Annotated in this window: 19 protein-coding genes, 1 pseudogene and 1 riboswitch; of the genes and pseudogenes, 9 read left to right on the forward strand and 11 right to left on the reverse strand. The window is 41.5% G+C overall.

The annotated features are described in order from the left end of the window. Nucleotides 1-322: 322 nt before the first annotated feature. The 4 genes from ACTQ5J_RS05295 to ACTQ5J_RS05310 all read right to left on the reverse strand — a co-directional run bounded on the left by ACTQ5J_RS05295 (nt 323) and on the right by ACTQ5J_RS05310 (nt 3358). The gene (locus tag ACTQ5J_RS05295; RefSeq protein WP_441751201.1) at nt 323-604 is read right to left on the reverse strand and encodes a nitroreductase family protein; all 282 of its coding nucleotides are present in this window, start codon (nt 602-604) and stop codon (nt 323-325) included. A 277-nt stretch (nt 605-881) separates the two neighbouring features. Beyond that, nucleotides 882-1673, reverse strand: coding sequence for a glutathione-dependent disulfide-bond oxidoreductase (yghU, locus tag ACTQ5J_RS05300; protein WP_441751202.1), 792 nt, complete (start codon nt 1671-1673; stop codon nt 882-884). A 345-nt stretch (nt 1674-2018) separates the two neighbouring features. Beyond that, nucleotides 2019-2495, reverse strand: coding sequence for an ornithine cyclodeaminase family protein (locus ACTQ5J_RS05305; protein ID WP_441751204.1), 477 nt, complete (start codon nt 2493-2495; stop codon nt 2019-2021). Between the two features lie 209 nt (nt 2496-2704). Beyond that, nucleotides 2705-3358 carry a DUF6448 family protein gene (locus ACTQ5J_RS05310; RefSeq protein ID WP_441751206.1) on the reverse strand — a complete coding sequence of 218 codons (654 nt, stop codon included), beginning with the start codon at nt 3356-3358 and terminating at the stop codon, nt 2705-2707. A 306-nt stretch (nt 3359-3664) separates the two neighbouring features. Between ACTQ5J_RS05310 and ACTQ5J_RS05315 the strand changes: the two genes are divergently transcribed. From ACTQ5J_RS05315 to ACTQ5J_RS05325, 3 genes are all read left to right on the forward strand, one after another. Beyond that, the gene (locus tag ACTQ5J_RS05315) at nt 3665-4042 is read left to right on the forward strand and encodes a pyridoxamine 5'-phosphate oxidase family protein (RefSeq protein ID WP_441751207.1); all 378 of its coding nucleotides are present in this window, start codon (nt 3665-3667) and stop codon (nt 4040-4042) included. Between the two features lie 378 nt (nt 4043-4420). Beyond that, nucleotides 4421-5773: a Trk system potassium transporter TrkA gene (gene trkA, locus ACTQ5J_RS05320; protein WP_441751209.1), complete on the forward strand. Its 1353-nt coding sequence runs from the start codon at nt 4421-4423 to the stop codon at nt 5771-5773. A 10-nt stretch (nt 5774-5783) separates the two neighbouring features. Next, entirely contained in the window at nt 5784-7235 is a 1452-nt protein-coding gene (locus ACTQ5J_RS05325) for a TrkH family potassium uptake protein (RefSeq protein WP_441751211.1), read from the forward strand. 218 nt (nt 7236-7453) lie between these two features. Here ACTQ5J_RS05325 and ACTQ5J_RS05330 read toward each other — a convergent pair whose 3' ends face one another. Beyond that, a complete protein-coding gene (locus ACTQ5J_RS05330) occupies nt 7454-9640 on the reverse strand; it encodes a copper-translocating P-type ATPase (RefSeq protein WP_441751213.1) in 2187 nt (728 codons plus the stop codon). A 229-nt stretch (nt 9641-9869) separates the two neighbouring features. Continuing rightward, nucleotides 9870-10478: a DUF6448 family protein gene (locus tag ACTQ5J_RS05335; protein WP_441751215.1), complete on the reverse strand. Its 609-nt coding sequence runs from the start codon at nt 10476-10478 to the stop codon at nt 9870-9872. 183 nt (nt 10479-10661) lie between these two features. Here ACTQ5J_RS05335 and ACTQ5J_RS05340 point away from each other — a divergent pair, with 183 nt between their 5' ends. Beyond that, nucleotides 10662-11807: an ArgE/DapE family deacylase gene (locus ACTQ5J_RS05340; protein ID WP_441751217.1), complete on the forward strand. Its 1146-nt coding sequence runs from the start codon at nt 10662-10664 to the stop codon at nt 11805-11807. Nucleotides 11808-11886: 79 nt separating this feature from the next. On the opposite strand, the gene ACTQ5J_RS05345 is transcribed toward ACTQ5J_RS05340, so the two are convergent. After that, complete coding sequence (locus tag ACTQ5J_RS05345; RefSeq protein ID WP_441751219.1) at nt 11887-12636, reverse strand: sulfite exporter TauE/SafE family protein; 750 nt, start codon at nt 12634-12636, stop codon at nt 11887-11889. Between the two features lie 197 nt (nt 12637-12833). On the opposite strand from ACTQ5J_RS05345, the gene ACTQ5J_RS05350 reads away from it, so the two are divergent. Together ACTQ5J_RS05350 and gloA are read left to right on the forward strand one after the other, a co-directional pair. Next, the gene (locus ACTQ5J_RS05350) at nt 12834-13259 is read left to right on the forward strand and encodes a hypothetical protein (protein WP_441751221.1); all 426 of its coding nucleotides are present in this window, start codon (nt 12834-12836) and stop codon (nt 13257-13259) included. A gap of 128 nt (nt 13260-13387) precedes the next feature. After that, nucleotides 13388-13768: a lactoylglutathione lyase gene (gene gloA / locus ACTQ5J_RS05355; RefSeq protein ID WP_441751222.1), complete on the forward strand. Its 381-nt coding sequence runs from the start codon at nt 13388-13390 to the stop codon at nt 13766-13768. 54 nt (nt 13769-13822) lie between these two features. On the opposite strand, the gene ACTQ5J_RS05360 is transcribed toward gloA, so the two are convergent. From ACTQ5J_RS05360 to ACTQ5J_RS05375, 4 genes and pseudogenes are all read right to left on the reverse strand, one after another. Beyond that, on the reverse strand, nt 13823-14368 hold the full coding sequence (locus tag ACTQ5J_RS05360; RefSeq protein ID WP_441751224.1) for a hypothetical protein: 546 nt from the start codon (nt 14366-14368) through the stop codon (nt 13823-13825). A 45-nt stretch (nt 14369-14413) separates the two neighbouring features. Beyond that, nucleotides 14414-14539: pseudogene (locus ACTQ5J_RS05365) on the reverse strand (hypothetical protein); the annotation flags it as partial. 180 nt (nt 14540-14719) lie between these two features. Beyond that, nucleotides 14720-14950: a type ISP restriction/modification enzyme gene (locus ACTQ5J_RS05370; RefSeq protein ID WP_441751337.1), complete on the reverse strand. Its 231-nt coding sequence runs from the start codon at nt 14948-14950 to the stop codon at nt 14720-14722. Continuing rightward, nucleotides 14947-15546, reverse strand: coding sequence for a type ISP restriction/modification enzyme (locus ACTQ5J_RS05375; protein ID WP_441751226.1), 600 nt, complete (start codon nt 15544-15546; stop codon nt 14947-14949). Before ACTQ5J_RS05375 ends, ACTQ5J_RS05370 begins: the two co-directional genes overlap by 4 nt. 231 nt (nt 15547-15777) lie before the next feature. Beyond that, a riboswitch (TPP riboswitch) is annotated at nt 15778-15883 on the forward strand. Between the two features lie 36 nt (nt 15884-15919). Here ACTQ5J_RS05375 and thiT point away from each other — a divergent pair. From thiT to ACTQ5J_RS05390, 3 genes are all read left to right on the forward strand, one after another. After that, nucleotides 15920-16483 (forward strand): energy-coupled thiamine transporter ThiT, encoded by a 564-nt coding sequence (gene thiT, locus ACTQ5J_RS05380; protein ID WP_441751228.1) that lies wholly within the window; start codon nt 15920-15922, stop codon nt 16481-16483. Further along, entirely contained in the window at nt 16480-17193 is a 714-nt protein-coding gene (locus tag ACTQ5J_RS05385) for a TatD family hydrolase (RefSeq protein WP_153832341.1), read from the forward strand. Before thiT ends, ACTQ5J_RS05385 begins: the two co-directional genes overlap by 4 nt. A 439-nt stretch (nt 17194-17632) precedes the next feature. Continuing rightward, nucleotides 17633-18187 (forward strand): LysM peptidoglycan-binding domain-containing protein, encoded by a 555-nt coding sequence (locus ACTQ5J_RS05390; protein ID WP_441751230.1) that lies wholly within the window; start codon nt 17633-17635, stop codon nt 18185-18187. The last annotated feature ends 43 nt before the right edge of the window (nt 18188-18230 follow it).

The raw sequence follows: 18230 nt of genomic DNA on the forward strand, positions 1-18230 counted from the left end.
ACAAACTTTTCGTAAGTCAAGCTTTTTTTGCAAAGGTTTTCATTTTAATTTTACCGGTCTGAATCTTTCCTTTTTTAATCACTCTTTTTCAGCTGATTAATCGACTCATCAATATAATGAATGGTTTCTGTTCTTTCCTTTGCGTCTGGTTCTTCTGCCGGCACACCAATCGACAACACACACCAACAAATATGGTCAATTGGAATAGCTAGTTCATTTAATATCTTTCGAATGATTGGTTCATCACAGCGATTACGTATTTAATCCGTCCAAACGATCGCTAAGCCGAGGGCAGTTGCGGCTAAATAAGCATTCTGTACTGCTAAGCCAGTTCAATCTGGCTATAAGTATTGTCTCTAGGCGAGCTGATTAAAAGGATCGCTTGAGCTTTATAAAAACTGTCTCCATAACTGCTTAAGGCTCGGTCCAGTTTTTTAATTAAAGCTTGCGTGTGAACAAGATTTAATTTACGACTTTTTTGATTAACTGATGTTGCACTCATACGGGCAGCTTCAGCAATCTTTAACAAGTCTTCCTTTTTAACAGCGTTTTTGCTAAATTGTCGGATACTTTTTCGTTGACGTATGGCTTCGAATACTTCCATTGAGCTTCGACCTTCCCTTCTTTGCTTTAGGCAAAATACTTTTAAAATGTTATTAGCTCTTTCTAAAAAGCTACTATATACAAAAGGTCATGAGAACTCATCTTCTCATGACCTTTTTATAATGACGACTTTTAATTGCCATTCTTCTTATCCACTTTACAAAATATTTTGTTCAAATATTTCTAATTTTTGGGGATTAATGGCATGATTATATTCATTGTTTTTAAGCAAATCAGTCACCTTAAAAGAACTCTTTACTTAAGAAGCGTCAGTAATATTATGATTGCTTTAACTCTTTATATTCAACTTCGAGGCCTTTTCTTACACCTGGGCGCTCCGCGATACGTTTTGACCATGCCATTAAGTGAGTGTATGAAGCGATATCTAAAAATTTGTCTGAGCCTTCGTAAAGTTTGCCTAAGGCTAGGCGGCCGTACCATGACCAAATAAGGATGTCAGCAATGGTGTATTCGTCGCCAGCGATGTATGGGCGTTGGGCTAGGGTTTTGTCGAGTAGGTCTAGTTGGCGTTTGGTTTCCATCGAGAAGCGGTTGATTGGGTATGCTTGTTTTTCTGGTGCGTAAGCATAGAAGTGGCCAAAACCGCCTCCGACATATGGACCAGCGCCGATTTGCCAGAATACCCAGTTGAGGGTTTCTGTGCGGCCGTGAATATCTTGTGGAATCAGTTGGCCGTATTTTTCAGCTAGGTATAAGAGTATCGATCCTGATTCAAAGATCTCTAAGCGTGGTTCTTGGCTTTGGTCCACGAGGGCTGGGATTTTTGAGTTAGGATTGATCGCGACAAAATCTGAACCAAACTGGTCGCCCTCACCGATGTTAATTAAATATAAATCGTAGTCAGCGTCCTCTACGCCTAGCTCTTTTAGTTCTTCCAACATGATGGTGACTTTAATACCGTTGGGGGTGCCTAAAGAATACAGTTGTAAGGGTGCATCTCCAACTGGAAGCTTTTGTTCAAAGCGGCTACCTGCAGTTGGGCGGTTGCCACTTTTGCTGGGATTTTCTTCGTTCCACTGCCAAACTTCGGGTAATTTATATTCTGTCATTCTAACACTCCTAATAATGTTTTTGATATTTTCATCTTACTACTAATTGAGCTTTTTCCCAAATATTATGGTGGGATTTTGTTGAAAACTTTTAGGGTGGGAAGTTATCTATTTTGTTATCGTTTATAATTAAATAGTGCCTCAAGTCTTATTACTTGGTTTCAGTTTATTGTTTCCTCATCATATGATAAAGATCGGTAATACGCGATGTTTATCTACTTCACGTTTGTGACGCCTGATCTACCAATTTTTGATTTACTTTAATCTATTATTGACTCTAAAAACCTCCAGTCTCTCTTGTGAGAAAGACTGGAGGTTGTGTTTGCGTTGAGTTATTTAAGGTTTTTAAAATTCTAGTGTTGAACCGATCCCTTTTGCGATGGCTGCTTCATAAATTCTTTGAGCTGTCACAATGTCTAATACCGCATTTCCTGTTGTGTTGAAGTAAGTAATTTCTTCGTCAGATTCTCTACCAGCTGTCTTACCAATTAATAAGTCCCCTAGCTCACCTGTTACTGAAGCTAGATCAAACACGCCTTGTTCGACTGCTTGAGTAAAGTCACCACTTTCAACTAAAGCATCCGTCGTATCACAGTAAACCTTACTTGCTCTTTGTAAAACAAGCGCATCTACTTCGGCCATTTGTGGCGTATAAGAGCCTACCCCATTGATATGAGCGCCTGGTTTTACCCACTTACCATCAAAGGTTTTGACTGGTGACGTCGTCACAGCTGTGATAATATCTGATTCTTTAATCGCTGCTTCTAAATCATGAGCTGCTTCAATCTTCGTTTGATACTTCTCTCCGTATAATTCTGTCATCTCTTTAGCAAAGCTTTCAGCACGTTCTGTATTTAAAATGGTAGAAAGTCAGAAATTACATCTTAAATTTCTGGTTTATTATCACGCGATTTCGCTAACATATGCTAGTTTAACCTACTTTTAAAGCTCCTCGTTGTTATTTTTCTGAAATGAAGTGATCTAACAAGTTGCTAGATCATCTACGACATTAAAGTCACCCATTTATTGGCTTAGTCGTGTGATGTTTCGCTTTCTTCATGTTCTTCTTCATGTTCGTCTGCGTGTTCGTCACCGTGTTCGTCACCATGTTCTTCATCATGCCCAACTTCAAATAAGTGAGTGAAGACAACATAATTTTCTACAAAGGCACGTCCAGCTGCGACATCATCATGATCGTATTCTTTAGTGGCAAGTACTTGCGCAAAGACCTCTTCAGCATGGGCACGATTTTCATCGGTAATTAGTCCGGCTGCTTCTAGCGGTGCTAGTGTTCCTTCTTCAATACTTGCATCGGCAGCAGCGATTTCTGGTGCGATGGGGTCGTTGCTGATGCCTGTGTAAGGTGCGCCTTCACCCGCACGGTGGATACGGACTAAGTTTTCTAGCAAATAACGTTCCGCTAAATGAGCTGCATCCTCATTGTCAGTTGTTTCCATCACGCTAGTTGATAACTCGTAAACTTCTAACAATTCTGCTTCGTCTTCCTCAAGTACCCATGACGCGATATAACTGAAATTATCTTCAGCTAAGGCCTGTTCTAAAGCTGCTGCGACTGGTCCGTCCGGTGTATCACAATGCGCCTCGGCACTTGTTGGAAATAATAGGCCGATTCCTAAGGCTAATGCTGAGCTGGCTGCGAAGATTGTTCTTTTGTTCAATTTCATTTTTGTTTTCCTCCTCTTGGTTTATAAATTTAGTATACGCCTTATTTTTTTCAGAATACTTGATAGAAATCATAGTTTCAATTGATTTACTATTTCTTTATTGCAGTAAATATGTTTAAGTTTATACACTTAGTCTTTACGATATAGTTCATCTTTTCAGTCTTAAAGTAATTAGTAAATATATTTCACAACAAGCTTGAACATACGTTCTCATAGGTGTATAATTATTCTTCTATTGATAATAGTTGATTATTTATAAGCCTTTAGCCAACTCGTTGACCATTAAAAACTAGGAGGAGAAATTAGATGTTAAGCGAAAAGTTCTATGAAGTAACCAAAAATGAAGGGGTTGTTTCGATCACGTCTTGGGGCAGCGACGCTCAACCAAGCGTTCGTTGTACGTGGAATTCTTATTTACGCATCACACAAGACCATCGTCTCTTAGCGCCAATCGCCGGTTTTACAAGTGTTCAACAAGATGTAGCTGTCAATGACCGCGTCATCATGACATTAGGTAGTCGCGAAGTTGAAGGTTTTAATGGCTATCAAGGAACCGGCTTTTTAATTGAAGGACGCGCTCGTTTTACAGACTCTGGCGAAGAATTTGACCAAATGAAAGCTGAGTATCCTTTCATGAATAAATTACTAGAAATTACCGTTGAGTCAGCAAAACAATTACTTTAAGTCGGGTGACTGAAGCTCTTCACTCACTTACAGGTTGCGACAGATAGTTCAACGATCAGTTAAAAGAAGTAGCCTTCGGCTGCTTCTTTTTAGTTTGTTGTGTCCTTCAACAAGTGATAGAATCATCCAGAGGATTCTATCCTCCACCGGGTCTTCAACTATACTATTCAAGAAGAAGTTTTTTACTTGAAATCTTTTAAATTAAACACAACTTATTCGCATTAAACCCCTTTGGTCACGCAGGGCAAATTTTCTTTAATTATAAATTTATCTAAAAATGCTTTAATTCAAACAGATAGGATGTCAAAAGTGGGAAAACTCTGGTAATATAGAGCTAATTTGTACCAAATATTTAAGAAAACGAAGGTGAATCCTCAAATGGATATTGTCATTATAGGTGGGGGAAAAGTAGGCGAGATTCTATGTCATGAACTTGCTTTAGAAAATAATAATATCGTCCTCATCGAAGCTGTTCCAGAAAGATTGGAAAAAATTATCAATAAAACCGATATTACAGGTTTAGTGGGCGACGGGGCAGATTATGATAATTTAGTCGAAGCGGGTGTTGAGACCTGTGATATGTTCATTGCTGTCACGCCCGAAGACGAAACAAATATTATTAGTTCCATTATCGCCAAGCAATTAGGAGCTAAATACACGATTGCTCGTGTTAGAAATCCTAAGTATACCAACCATATTGAATTTGTTCGCGAAAGCCTAGGCATCAACCTGGTCATTAATCCGGAAATGGTGGCGGCGCGCTATATTACTAAAAGTATTGAATTTCCGCATTCCCTCAGCATTGAGCAGTTCGGTAAGGGCCGCGTGAATATGGTAGAGCTGGAGATTAAAGCTGGCAGTCCTCTAGCCGACCAGTCCTTAAGCCAGTTTAGACAAGAATATGGCGAGGTCTTGATCTGTGCCTTAACCCATGCGAAACAAACGATTATTCCTAGTGGACAAACTGTCCTAAGGGTTGGGGACCGTTTATATGTGACCGGTTCACGGGAGGATTTAGCAAACTTCTACTTGAAAGCCGGTTACCGGGAAGAGAAAATTCGCTCGGTTTTAATTATCGGTGGCGGACGAGTAACCTATTACGTGCTTCATCTGTTGAGTAAAATGGATATCGACCTGAAAGTTATCGAATTAAATGAAGAAAGAGCATTAGATCTCAGTCACCGTTTTCCACAAGTCGTGGTGATTAAGGGCGATGGGATGGACCAAGAACTGTTATTGGAAGAGCGGATTGAAGGCTTTGATGCGGTCTTAAGTTTAACCGGTATCGATGAGGAAAATATTATCAACTCAATGTACGCCCTCTCTCTAGGCATTAAGAAAGTCATGACGAAAGTCAGTCGAACGGGCTTACTAAAAATATTAGGCGACTCAGACTTACAAGCGATTGTGACGCCTAAACGCTTAATTACGAACAAGATTTTACGCTATGTCCGCTCTTTAGGTAATGCGACCGCGTCCAATGTGGAGGCTTTGATTCGAATTGCTGATGACGAAGTCGAAACCTTGCAATTCTTCGTGAAAGAAAATAGTCGCGTCTTGAATATCAAGCTGAAAGATTTAAACACCAAAGACAATTTATTGATTGCCTACATTATGCGTGACGACCAATTAATTTATCCTTCTGGTGAAGATGTGATCTTAGCCAATGATCATGTGCTAATTGTGACCAAGCATAAATCATTTAGCGATATTGACGACATCTTAAGGTAAGGAGTGCCTAATGAATAAACAAATTATCCGCTATACGCTTGGCAATATCCTTATGATTCTTGCGGGCTTAATGATATTACCTCTAATTGTCAGTCTGATTTATCAAGAAAGCTGGGTCAATATTGCTAGTTTTCTTGGTACGGCTTTAGTCACATTCGCGATTGGTTTTTTCTTATCGCGCACCAAACTCCATCGTCGTAATTTCTATGCAACGGAGGGCTTTACGATTGTCTCACTTTCTTGGATTGCGATTTCATTTTTTAGCGCGATTCCTTTTGTGGTCAGCCAGCAGATTCCATCCTTTGTCGATGCCTTTTTTGAAATGTCGAGTGGTTTTACTACAACGGGTGCCAGCATTTTAAATGATGTCGAGGCGCTCTCGCATTCGATGTTATTCTGGCGTAGTTTTACTCATTTTGTTGGTGGGATGGGCGTCTTGGTCTTTGCCTTGGCGATTTTACCTAAAGCTGAATCGGCCTCTGTTCATATTATGAAGGCTGAAATGACTGGGCCAACCTTTGGCAAGCTCGTTTCAAAATTGTCTTCTACGGCCCGCATTTTGTATGTGATTTATTTCGTCTTTATGATGATAACGCTGGGCTTACTTTGGCTAGCTGGTGTGCCTTTCTTTGACTCGATGTTGTTGGCTTTTGGGACAGCCGGTACCGGTGGTTTCGGGGTTTTAAATGGCAGTGTCGCACCTTATGATAGTTTTACCGTTGAAATGATTTTAAGTATCGGCATGATTGTCTTCAGTATTAATTTCAATTTATTTTATCTGGCCTTCATTGGTCACGCTAAACGCGCCCTTAAAAGTGAAGAACTCCGCTGGTTTCTGGCAATCATTGCCGGCAGTGTGTGCTTGATTGCGCTGAATTTAATTTCGACGTCTTATGGTGTCACCAGCGCCTTTCGCGATAGCTTCTTTACGGTTGCTTCCATTATTTCGACAACGGGTTATTCAACCGCCCTCTTTGATCATTGGCCTTTATTCTCGCAACTGATGTTAATTCTGTTGATGTTTGTCGGAGGTATGGCTGGCTCAACGGCTGGTGGTTTGAAAGTCTCTCGGATTATGTTACTGATTAAAGCGGCTTGGGCGGAAATTAAACGGACCATTCGCCCAAACCGAGTGGTAACCATTGAATATGAAGGCCGCCGAATTGATGCTAAATTGGTCAATACAGTGTTGAGTTACTTCGTGGTCTATGTGCTGATTTTTGTCGTGGCTGTTTTAGTCGTCAGTTTAGAAACACCAAATCTGCTGTCCTCTTTTAGTGCTGTCGCAGCTACCTTTAATAATATTGGGCCTGGGCTTGGCATCGTCGGTCCGTCACAAAACTTTGCGCATTTTAGCCCCATAGTCAAAATAGTCCTCTCATTTATCATGATCATGGGCCGTCTAGAAATATTCCCTATGATAATTTTATTTGCACCAAACACTTGGTTGAAACGCTTTTAATTGATGGGCCGTTGGCTGTCCTTGCGTTTCTCCACTAATTCATCAGATAAGATCACGCTTGCTTTGTTGGAAGCTTTGGTCAGAAAAAAACATAGTGAGTGCTCTTTCAAAAGGAAGGAGTCTCACTATGTTTTTGTTTAGATTTTTGTGAAGCGTCTGCAGGCCTGCTGGATTTACCCCGCCACTACCTTTTCAAGAAGTTGCTTGAAAGAACGGGCTTATTCTGACTCATTTAAGTTTAGAGTCATGGCGTTAAAGGCCACGATGACGGTTGAGGCGGACATCAAAATTGCGCCAACAGCAGGTGCCAACGTAAGGCCAATGGGGGCTAAGATCCCAGCAGCTATTGGAATTGCCAAGAAATTGTAGCCTGCTCCCCAAGCCAAGTTTTGCTTCATTTTTCGGTCGGTATTAATAGAGAGTTCGACAAAGGCCTCAATATCACCTGGATCCGACTGCGTTAAGATGACATCGGCAGAATCAAGAGCAACTTGAGTACCGGCACCTACCGCAACACCCACATCTGCCAGAGCGAGTGACGGCGCATCATTGACACCATCGCCGACCATAATCACTGTTTGACCTGCATTTTTATAACTTTCAATCAGCGCGTATTTATCCTGAGGTGACATCGAGGCCCGGTAGTCGACCTCCAAGAGATCCGCAACAGCTTTGGCGGCTGATTCATTGTCGCCCGTTGCAATCATCGGTTGGATACCTTGAGCTTTCAGGAAATCTATCAAGGCTTTACTGGTCGCTTTGAGTTCATCTCCTAGGGCAACTGTTCCAATCGCTTGGCCGTTTTCCGTTAGAATACTCAAGGTAGCACCTGTAGGCACTTGGACGTCAAGCGGTTGCCCGTAGGCTTTTTGACTAAGCAGTTGATAGTCTTTGCCATTCAGTTGACCGCTAACCCCTTTACCAGCGAGGACTTCAACTTGTTCGAAATGACTGGCTTGAATCGAGGCCGCTTCAGCATGTGTGATAATCGACTGGGCAATTGGATGACTCGACCCCGCTTCAAGGCCAGCCAATAAGGCAATGAATTCTTCCTCCGTATAATCTGTCCCAAAGACTTGAGTGTCGAGCACTTTGAATTCGCCCGTTGTTAAGGTGCCAGTTTTATCTAAGACAATGTGCGTGGCTTTACTGGTTAATTCATAGACTTCACGGTTTTTGACTAAAAGACCTCGTTGCGCCCCAAGACTTGTACTTCTTGAAACGACCAATGGGATGGCCAAACCTAACGCATGCGGACAGGCAATGATTAGGGTGGCAACCGCAAAGGATACGGCACTTTCTAGACCTTCTAGATTAAACCAGATAATAAAAGCAAGCAAGGCTACCCCTAAGGCAATCCAAAACAACCAACTCGCCACCCGATTGGCTAAATCTTCTGCTCGCGAGGGGTGACTCTGGGCTTGACTGACAAGGGCTTGCACTTGAGATATAAATGAGCTTTCGCCGACTTCTTGCGTTTCAATATAGAGTACACCTTGACCATTTGTTGACCCACCAATGGCTTGATCACCCACGGCTTTTTCAACTGGGACGGCCTCGCCCGTTAGGAGCGCTTCATTGACCCGCGATTCCCCACGGACAATCACGCCATCGGCCGGAATGTTCTCACCGGCTTGCACACGCACGACTTCACCAATGGTTAACGCTGACAATGCTTTCGTTTCAATCGACTCATCCTCTTTCACCACATGAACTTCTTTAGGCAAAAGGGCTGCTAAGGCAGCTTGGGCGTCCCCCGCATCACCTAAAGCTTCCATTTCGATCCAATGACCGAGCAACATGATTAACACTAATGAGGCGAATTCAAAGAAGAAATCCATCATTGGCCGATCCAAAAGATAGGTCGAAATGACCGCATACATACTGTAGAGATAGGACACGCCTAAACCTAATGACACTAAGGCCATCATGCTCGGCGCTTTACTTTTAATTTCTTGCCAGCCACCTTGGAAGAAGGGTTTTCCTCCATAAACTAAGAGAATGGTTGATAAAATCGCAACCACGATATCTGAATAGGTAAAATGAATTAAACCTGTCTCTGTTAAACCAAAGAATGGTGATAACAGTAAGATAGGAACCCCTAAGAAAAGTGAGCGAATAAAAATCGTTTTGAAATCCCCGTGATGATCGTGAGCGTGATGATCATGACCGCCGTGACCATGGTCGTGGTCGTGCCCGCTGTGGCCGCTATGATCATGGCCGCCGTGACTGTGATTGTGATCGCTGTGCCCATCGTGACCGCTATGTTCATGAGCCCCATGCGAGTGATGGTCATGTGAGTGATGCGCGTGGTGATGGTGTTCATGCTCGCCGTGGTCATGCCCATTATGGCCGTCATGCCCACCGTGCTGCGTTTTAGTCTGCTGTGTATGTTGTTTATCCATGAGAACTCCTCCTATATGTCGTTTAAGTTTACATCTGTAACCCAACTCATTAATTATAGTTTACACTCGTAACCTGAATAAGTCAACTAATCTTCCTTAAGCCACACTTTTTCGCCACAATCCGCCAGACAAACTCCCTCAAGCCCCCGCCGACACCTCGCCGCAGGCACACAAATAGGTTCGCCTCCTAACAAGACGAACCCACTATACTTCACTAACCTAATTAAATTTATTCGTGTGCGTCTTCTTCATGCGCTTCATGGTGCTCAGCATGTTCGACTTCAAATAAATGTGTAAATGTTACATAGTTTTCGACAAATTCACGGCTTGCTGCCACATCATTGGGATCGTAATCTTTAGTGGCCATCACTTTTTCAAACACTTCTTCAGCATGGGCGCGGTTGTCTTCCGTGATTAAGCCCGCTTCTTCTAAGGGAGCTAAACTCCCGGCTTCAATACTCGCATCGGCCGCCGCAACCTCTTTGGCAATCGGCTCATGGCTAATGCCCGTATAAGGTGCCCCTTCACCCGCACGGTGGATTCTCACCAAGTTTTCCAATAAATACCGTTCGGCTAAATGACTCGCGTCCTCGCTCTCGGACGCGTCCATCACGCTAGTTGATAAGTTGAAGACTTCTAATAATTCCGCTTCATCCTCTTCGAGCACCCAATTAGCAATATAGTTGAAGTTGTCTTCCTCTAAGGCTAAAGTCAAGGCCGCCGCAACCGGTCCGTCTGGCGTGTCACAGTGAGCTTGAGCGCTCGTTGGAAATAACAAACCAACCCCCAGCGTCAACACAGTACTTGCCGCAAACAATGTCTTTTTCGTTAATTTCATTTTTCTTAGCTCCTTTTGTTTTGATAAGCCAAGTATAGCCCCTAAAAAAAATAAATAACTTGACCCCAATGATTACCCTGGCAAAATAGGACAAATAACTTTACGGCCTAAAAAAAGAAAGCAAATTAGCTTGAACGATTAAAAAGGAGTAGTATTAAGTCAATAGATAAAGGAGGCGGAAGAATGATTCAAAATGAACAAGCCGTTGAATTGTTACAAGATATTATCCGTATACGCACAGAAAATGATCACGAAACAGAAGTCGCCAACTATTTACAAGCTTTGTTGACAGAACATGGCATCGACTCTGAATTAATCGAATTGGAGCCTGGCCGCTCAAACTTAGTGGCTGAGATTCAATGCGGTAGCTCTGAAAAAACCTTAGGTATTTCCGGCCACATGGATGTTGTCAAAGCAGGCAATCATGACTTATGGCAACACGCACCTTATGCCGCCGAAATTGTGGCTGGCAAATTATATGGCCGTGGCAGCACGGATATGAAAGGTGGCCTGATGGCCTTAGTCATTGCGATGATTCACGCGAAAGAAAAGCAACAATTTAATGGTCGCATTCGTCTACTTGCGACCGTCGGTGAAGAAACTGGTGAACCAGGCGCACGCCAACTGAGTGATTTAGGCTACGCCGATGACTTGAATGGTCTTCTAGTGGCAGAACCATTTAATAACCGTATTCTTTATATGCATGGTGGCTCATACAATTACAAGATTAAATCTTATGGCCTTTCAGCTCATTCTTCGCCCCCACAAAAGGGTCAGAATGCGATTCAACATTTACGGGATTTCATGCTTGTGATTCAAGAAAAAATTGACCCAGTCATCGCGCAATATGAAAACGCCAAACTCGGTCGCACCATTCATAGCATTACGTTGATTGACGGCGGCGTTCAATTAAATTCCATCCCTGAATACGCTGAGTATCAAGCGAACGCCCGCACGATTCCTGAATTCGATAATGATCAATTAACGCACTTACTACAAACTACCGTCGACGAGATGAATGCCCTAGATAAAGGCTACCACTTCGAATTTGAACTCTTGGCCGATATGCCGACCGTCGTTTCGGATCCAAATTCTGACTTAATTCAAGTCATTCATCAAGTCTCTCATCAAGACAACATTGAGTTATTAGCCTTACCTGGCACTACCGATACGGCACAATTCCAAAGAAACAATCCAAACATGGATGTGGCTATTTACGGTCCGGGTGATGTCAATATTGCTCACCAAATTGATGAATATATTGAAGTGGATGATTATTTAGCTTTCATCCCAACCTTTGTGAGTATCATGGAAACTTATCTAAGTTAAGCTACATCAACTGACGCCGCCTCGATTGAGGCGGCGTTAATTGTTTTTTGTAACGTTGTGAGTCCTATTTTGCCATGGGTTAAAAGATTTTTATGAGGTTGAGGAGCCCGAGGAGGAAGATTAAGTAAAAGATGTAGCGTTTGATGTTGTCCATCGGGATGCGGGCATAGAGCTGGTTGCCGATTAAAATCGCGAGTAAGACGGCTGGAATCGAGGCCAGGTATAGGATGGCGAGTGAGGTCGTGTAGAAGCCTCCGATAATATGGCTGAGGATAACTAGGGCGCTTGAGACGAAAAAGTGCGCCTGGACGTTGCTGGAGTATTGTTTAGGTGTCCAGTCGCGCCCGGCTGCATATAAGACGACCGGAATGCCATTCATGTTATAGGCGCTGCCGAGCATGCCCGCGGCAAAGCCAAAGGGATAGGAGGCGTGCGGGTGGGCAAATTTCTTTTGCAAGGCGACTTGTCTGGCGCGTGAGCCGGTCAGGGAAAAAATCGAATAGGCCACTAATAGGATGCCTAGCAGGAAACTAATCCATTCTTCGCTGGCAAAGCGCACGAGTAACAGGCCGCAAGGGATGCCGACTAGGGTGGCGAGGGATAATTTTTTTAAGATAACGGTATCCTTGTCTTGCCAACTTGAGACGGCGTAAAAAAAGGCCGAGGTCAGGCCAGTCAGGCCAATCAGGGCGACCGAGGTTGAAAACGGTATGGGTAAAAGGGCTAATAAGGGCATGCTGATGACGGAGTCACCGAAGCCGAAGATTGAGCGCATGAGCGAGCCGAGAAAAACGGCCACCATGACTTGGATGATAAGTGTAATTTCCAATCTATCTCTCCTAAATTTCTTGCTGGTCATGAGTAGTCTAAACATACCACGAAGGCTGTTGGCATGCAATCAAGACGCCTGTCTAGCGGTGAATTACTTGTCATAAATACATCGGCATGGTAAATTCAAGCTGTATCAATCTTTCGGTTGTTGTCACTTGGTTTGTTAGTGTTAGAATTAACAAAAGGAGGCTTTTCATGCATACACAAAGACTTGTCATTGCCTTGGCTGCGCTCGTAGGTTTGTTTGCTTGCACATTGCCCTGGCTCAAGGTCTTGAATCAAGGAATCCCTGGGATTGAAGGCGATGGTTTGTTTTCGGTAATCGCTTTTGTCGTGATTTTAGTGTTGGTGTTTATTGGCAACAAAAGGCAGCTATTAAGCACTGGCTTGAAACGGACGGTGCTTATCTTTGGACTGCTTGCGACCAGTTTCCCAATGTTCGTCTTCTTCAATTTCCAAAGCACTTTGTCCGATACGAAAGCTAGTTTAGCAGATAATCCCTTTGGCTCCTTGGCCATGTCAGCTGCTTCTGTCGCCCCTGGTTTATATTTAACCGCCCTGATGGGTCTGGTGATTGCCTTTCTGGCGGTCAAATCCGATTTATTTGACCGCTCCGCCTAGGCTTTGTTGTACTTTGGTGCCTTATCGAGATATTGCCTATTAAAAATGATGCTAGTTGGAGTGTATCCAATGCGTCTAAATTCGTTTCGTGTTAGTATATAGATAAGAAACTATTGGAGGATGATTTTATGGATCAAGTATTAGTTGAGATTTGCTTGCGTGTCAGAGATATTGAGGCGACGTTAGACTTTTATACGAAGCTATTCGATTTTGAAGTGGCGAGTCGTCGTGAGTTCCCTGAGGATAAATTTGATTTAATTTATTTAAATTCCCCGGGTTCTTCTGTACAGATTGAATTAACTTACAATTATGACGCCGAGCCTTACACCATCGGCGATGGCTTCAGTCACCTAGGCGTGACAGTTAGCGACTTGGAGAAGATGCATCGCATCTGCAAGGATTCCGCTTATGAAACAGGCGAATTAAGAGGCCTTTCAGGTGGGACACCGTCTTATTTCTTCGTGACGGACCCAGATGGCTACCGTATCGAAGTCAAGCGCGCTAAATAATTCAAACTAAAAGGTAGGCCGGTTGAGTTCGCTCAACTTGCCTACCTTTTTTGCTTACTTCCAGATTTTTAGATATTTTTTCTGATATTTAACGTCGTCCACCGTTTCAATCAGCTCCAAAGCAAGATCTTTAATCCCCTCACTAGCAAAATAGTCATATAGATTTCTCATGTTTTGAATGATATCGTTGCGTATCAACGTATAGTTTTTTTCGTTCTCGCAGACTTTAAAACGGTCGCTTAAATACGTCAGCAACATGTCTTTTTGTTCGCTCCCAGCTATCCCAATTTTCCATAAAGCTTGCAGTGTATGTCTAGCGGTCACAAACTTTTCATCATAAGTCACCTGCCATATTTCCGGAAAATCCGCCAGCATTCGCTTGTCTGGGTCGCTTTTAGCCAGCCCAGCCAAATATTGACTAGCACGCGATCTTTGATGATTATCCTTGTGACTCAAGTCTTCTATTAGCTGGTCCCACACTTCATACGCCCAAGATACTTCTTGATCCGTTGCTGCGATAATCGTCTGATAAGATTGATACCGTTCGTCCTTATCCCCCGTTTTTGATTGTTCAAATGCCAGTTCCATTGCTTGATCCATCTTGCACCCCTCATTATCTTCGCTTGCTTCTATTGTATCATATATTCACTGCTTACTTGTTGGTTGGCGGCTATGTTGCAAGCGCGGAACGCTGGGAGACTTATTTAAATTAGCGGAGTATTTCTCGATGTACTCCTTATGGTTTAAAACTGAGTATATATATGAAAATAAATCTTCTTTTGACTATCCTAATTTTTCAAAAATATTATTTATATTATACTTTTCCTCAAGAATATTATTAGAATTTTTCAAGAAATAGTAGACTTATGTTTTTTCCATTAAGTCCTGATTGGGTATCAAATCTGTTACAAAAGTAGACAAATTTTCTTCTTGCTCCTTTACCTGTTATTACTATTGAAAGATTTTTCTCACCAAAAAAATACTCAAATCTACCGGTCTTTCAAGTATATCTCTCTGATAGTAGAGGTTCTTTTTTACAAAAGGTCTATACATACTTTGAATGATATTATTAGTTGGTTTTATAATATTTTTCTTCTCAACATTTTTCAGTAAATCTGTGCTCCATTTGATTCTTGTCGGATCCATATCTACACTATTAACTTCAGTATAATTTGAAATTATTTTTTTACTTCATCATTGTAGTTTTTAATCATGAAATTAGTATTATTTATAACTTTTTTAGAATTAAACCCATAAACCCAGCTATCACGACTAGTACTTAACCCAGTTGCTCTGTCATTAAATATTTCGTTATCTAATTTATAAAAAGCATCAAAACTATCATCTCTTTGATTTATCCAATCATTATTTTTATCAAGAGTTATTTTTTTAAATTTAAGATTATTAATTGATTGTAAAGTTTTAATACTTTCTAATTTCTCTTCTTTACTCTGATATGGAGCAACCTCAAAATAATTAACTGTATTTTCATCTGTATTATCTTTTACTAATATCGTTATTGCCGTTCCTATCATAATATCGAAAACACTTCCACCTTCTTTTAATGCATCATCTCCTATTTTCCCTTTGATAGCTCCAGTCAGGTTATATGTATATATATGATTAAACTCTTCATTAATAACCTTCCTAAAGCCAGCCATACTACCTTTATCATTAATAGAATTTGGAGTCACAAATCCTATAACACCATAGGTTCCAATTCTATCAGACGCCCAAGTGTTGACTCTGGTTTGAATGCAATCAGCTTGTGTACCCACCCTTATTTAGCAAATAGTGTTCAATATCAGTAAACCCCATTGATTCATTAATTGTCCAGAAGTAGGCATCATTTAAATTCATATCATCCATCAAATTAAATATCTCATCATAAAAGAAAAGGATCTTACTAATTTATCCATAGAAAACGCCACAATCTTTAGATGTATCATCTGAAGGAAGGGTTATAAAACATCGAGATTGACAACGTTTTTTTTATGAGCTATGATATCATCTAAGCAAAGGGGAATCACTAGAGTGATTGAGACTGGATGTATGCCGGGACTCTTATTACCTGATCACGTTAGTACGTGCGGAGGGATTGCAGACTTAAGAAGACTTAAGCCTCCTTTGTGTATCAAAGGGGGTATTTTTATGCAAAAAAATTCGTTAACTGTTTATATAGAGGCTGGGCTGATTGCGACTTTGGCCTTTATTATCTCACTGTTTCCTATCGAAGGAACAGGCTTCGATATCGCTTTGGGCTCGATTCCCATTACATTGTTTTGTTTACGTCGAGGGTGGAAAGCAGGGATATTTACTGGGCTTTTATGGGGCCTACTGACGATTATTCTAGGCGGAGCTTCAATTATCCACCCTATACAAGTGGTGCTAGATTATCCAGTAGCTTTTGCTTTTAATGGGCTAGCAGGAATTGTGGCTCCGGCACTTCAACAGGCAACCGCTTCGGTAAATCAGAAGAAAGCAACTTATTATATCTTTTTGAGTACTTTTATCGGGACTCTAGCTCGTTACTTCTGGCACTTTATTACTGGGGTTTATTATTGGGGCCGGTTTGCTCCAGAAGGTTGGTCTGTTGGCTTTTATTCCTTTGTATTTAATGGAGGATCTGTCATTATCACAACAGTAATTGCTGGTCTAGTTTTATTGCTTCTGTACCGGCAAGCTCGGCATTTATTTGTCGGTGAATTGGCATGATAATAAATGCCCATGATCACCTCAGTCATTATCCATCGCTGGAGAAGGCATTGGCGGACTTTGAAGTCTTAAACATGACAACTTTAGCGGTTAGTGAGTCTGTGTCTGACTATCAATCCATTCCAGACCATCCACTCATCTTAAAGGGATTCGGAATTCATCCTTGGAAGGTGACGCCAACTACATCTTTAGACAATATTGAACCTTACATTCAGGATTGTGATTTCATCGGTGAAATTGGTTTAGACTTCCACTGGGCAGAAGATACAACGGCTTACCCGCGTCAATTGGAAGTTTTTGAATATTTTCTAGCGGAGGCAAAAAAGCACCAAAAAATTTGCAATATCCACACAAAAGGAGCTGAAAAAGAAGTACTTGCCTTGCTACAAAAGCACCAATTACATGGTCAAATTATCCACTGGTATAGTGGGCCTTTGGACTTGGTGACTGATTATTTGGAGCTAGGCTGTTTCTTTACGATTTCTGTCGATGCAGGGCATTCAACCTTGACCGATCAGCTGATTAATCTTATTCCAACACAGCAGTTATTATTTGAAACCGATGGCCCTACTGCCCTAGAGTGGGTCAATGGTACGCCTTCTTGGCCTGATGAAATCTTACGAATTCAAGCCTATGTGGCTCAATTGAAAAGTTGTTCATTGACTGAGTTGGAAGTGGGTGGGCATTTATTGATGGAACAACTCAAATAAATAACTTTACTCTTCGAGTTTGTCCACATCCGATATTTCAATCACATTTAGCTTAGGCTGTTTAACAGCGTCGGAGCGTATCAATTTAGTCAAGCTTCGACTGAAATTTTTGGAGTTATGTCGAGGTAAGAAGCTAATTGCTTTTTGTGGAAGGAAATTCTGTGAAGAATCCATGTAATTGAATAAAGGTCTAATTAAGATTAAAAAACACTAAAAAAGTCACCAGTACTCATTAGCATTTTAATGAGAGCTGGTGGCTTTTGGTGTTATTCAAGAAAATGAACAAATGCTTTTATCTTAATGTCGTCATTACTTCGTTTAAAATAAAGCAAACAGACCTAGAAACTCAACACATCACACTATAAAAACGTTATAATCTAAATATATATGTAAGCGAATACATCAATTGGAGTAAAGGAGTCTAAAAATGAAGTAAATCATGCGTAAATCAAAAGTAAGCTGGATAATCGTTAGCCTTGGAGCGGCCATGATAGCTTTAAGCGTCCCAACAGCAAATGCTGAAGAAATAGTAAACTCGGCAGGGAATAATGCAACAATTGAAGCAACAGTGAAGCCAGAAACGAATATTGCTGAAGAATTAGAGAAAGCAACAGAGACTTTGAGTGAAGAATCCTTCACAGAAGCAATGACCGATACATCAAGCGAGGCCTCACCAACCAACTTATTATCAGACACTCTATCAGATAACTTAAGCAAGCCAATTCAAGCTTTTGATGAGACGGTTGACGACACACTAATAGAAGGTACAGATAATGTAGAAACGGAAGTAGCACAAGAGATCCCAAGCAAGAAAGCAACTTCAGAAGCGGATTCTCAATTAGAAGCAAAATCAGAATCGGTAACACAAGAAGTAGCTCCATTAAAAGTGCGTACAATGACTACCACAGCTGAAGCTGCTGCCAAGACGCACACCGTTAAATCAGGAGAATATCTATACCTGATTGCTGGGCGATACGGGATTACGGTTGCTTAACTCAAGCAATGGAACAATTTAACTTCCAACTATATTTATTCAG

This window comes from Fundicoccus sp. Sow4_F4 (assembly GCF_052116145.1).
Lineage (GTDB): Bacteria > Bacillota > Bacilli > Lactobacillales > Aerococcaceae > Fundicoccus.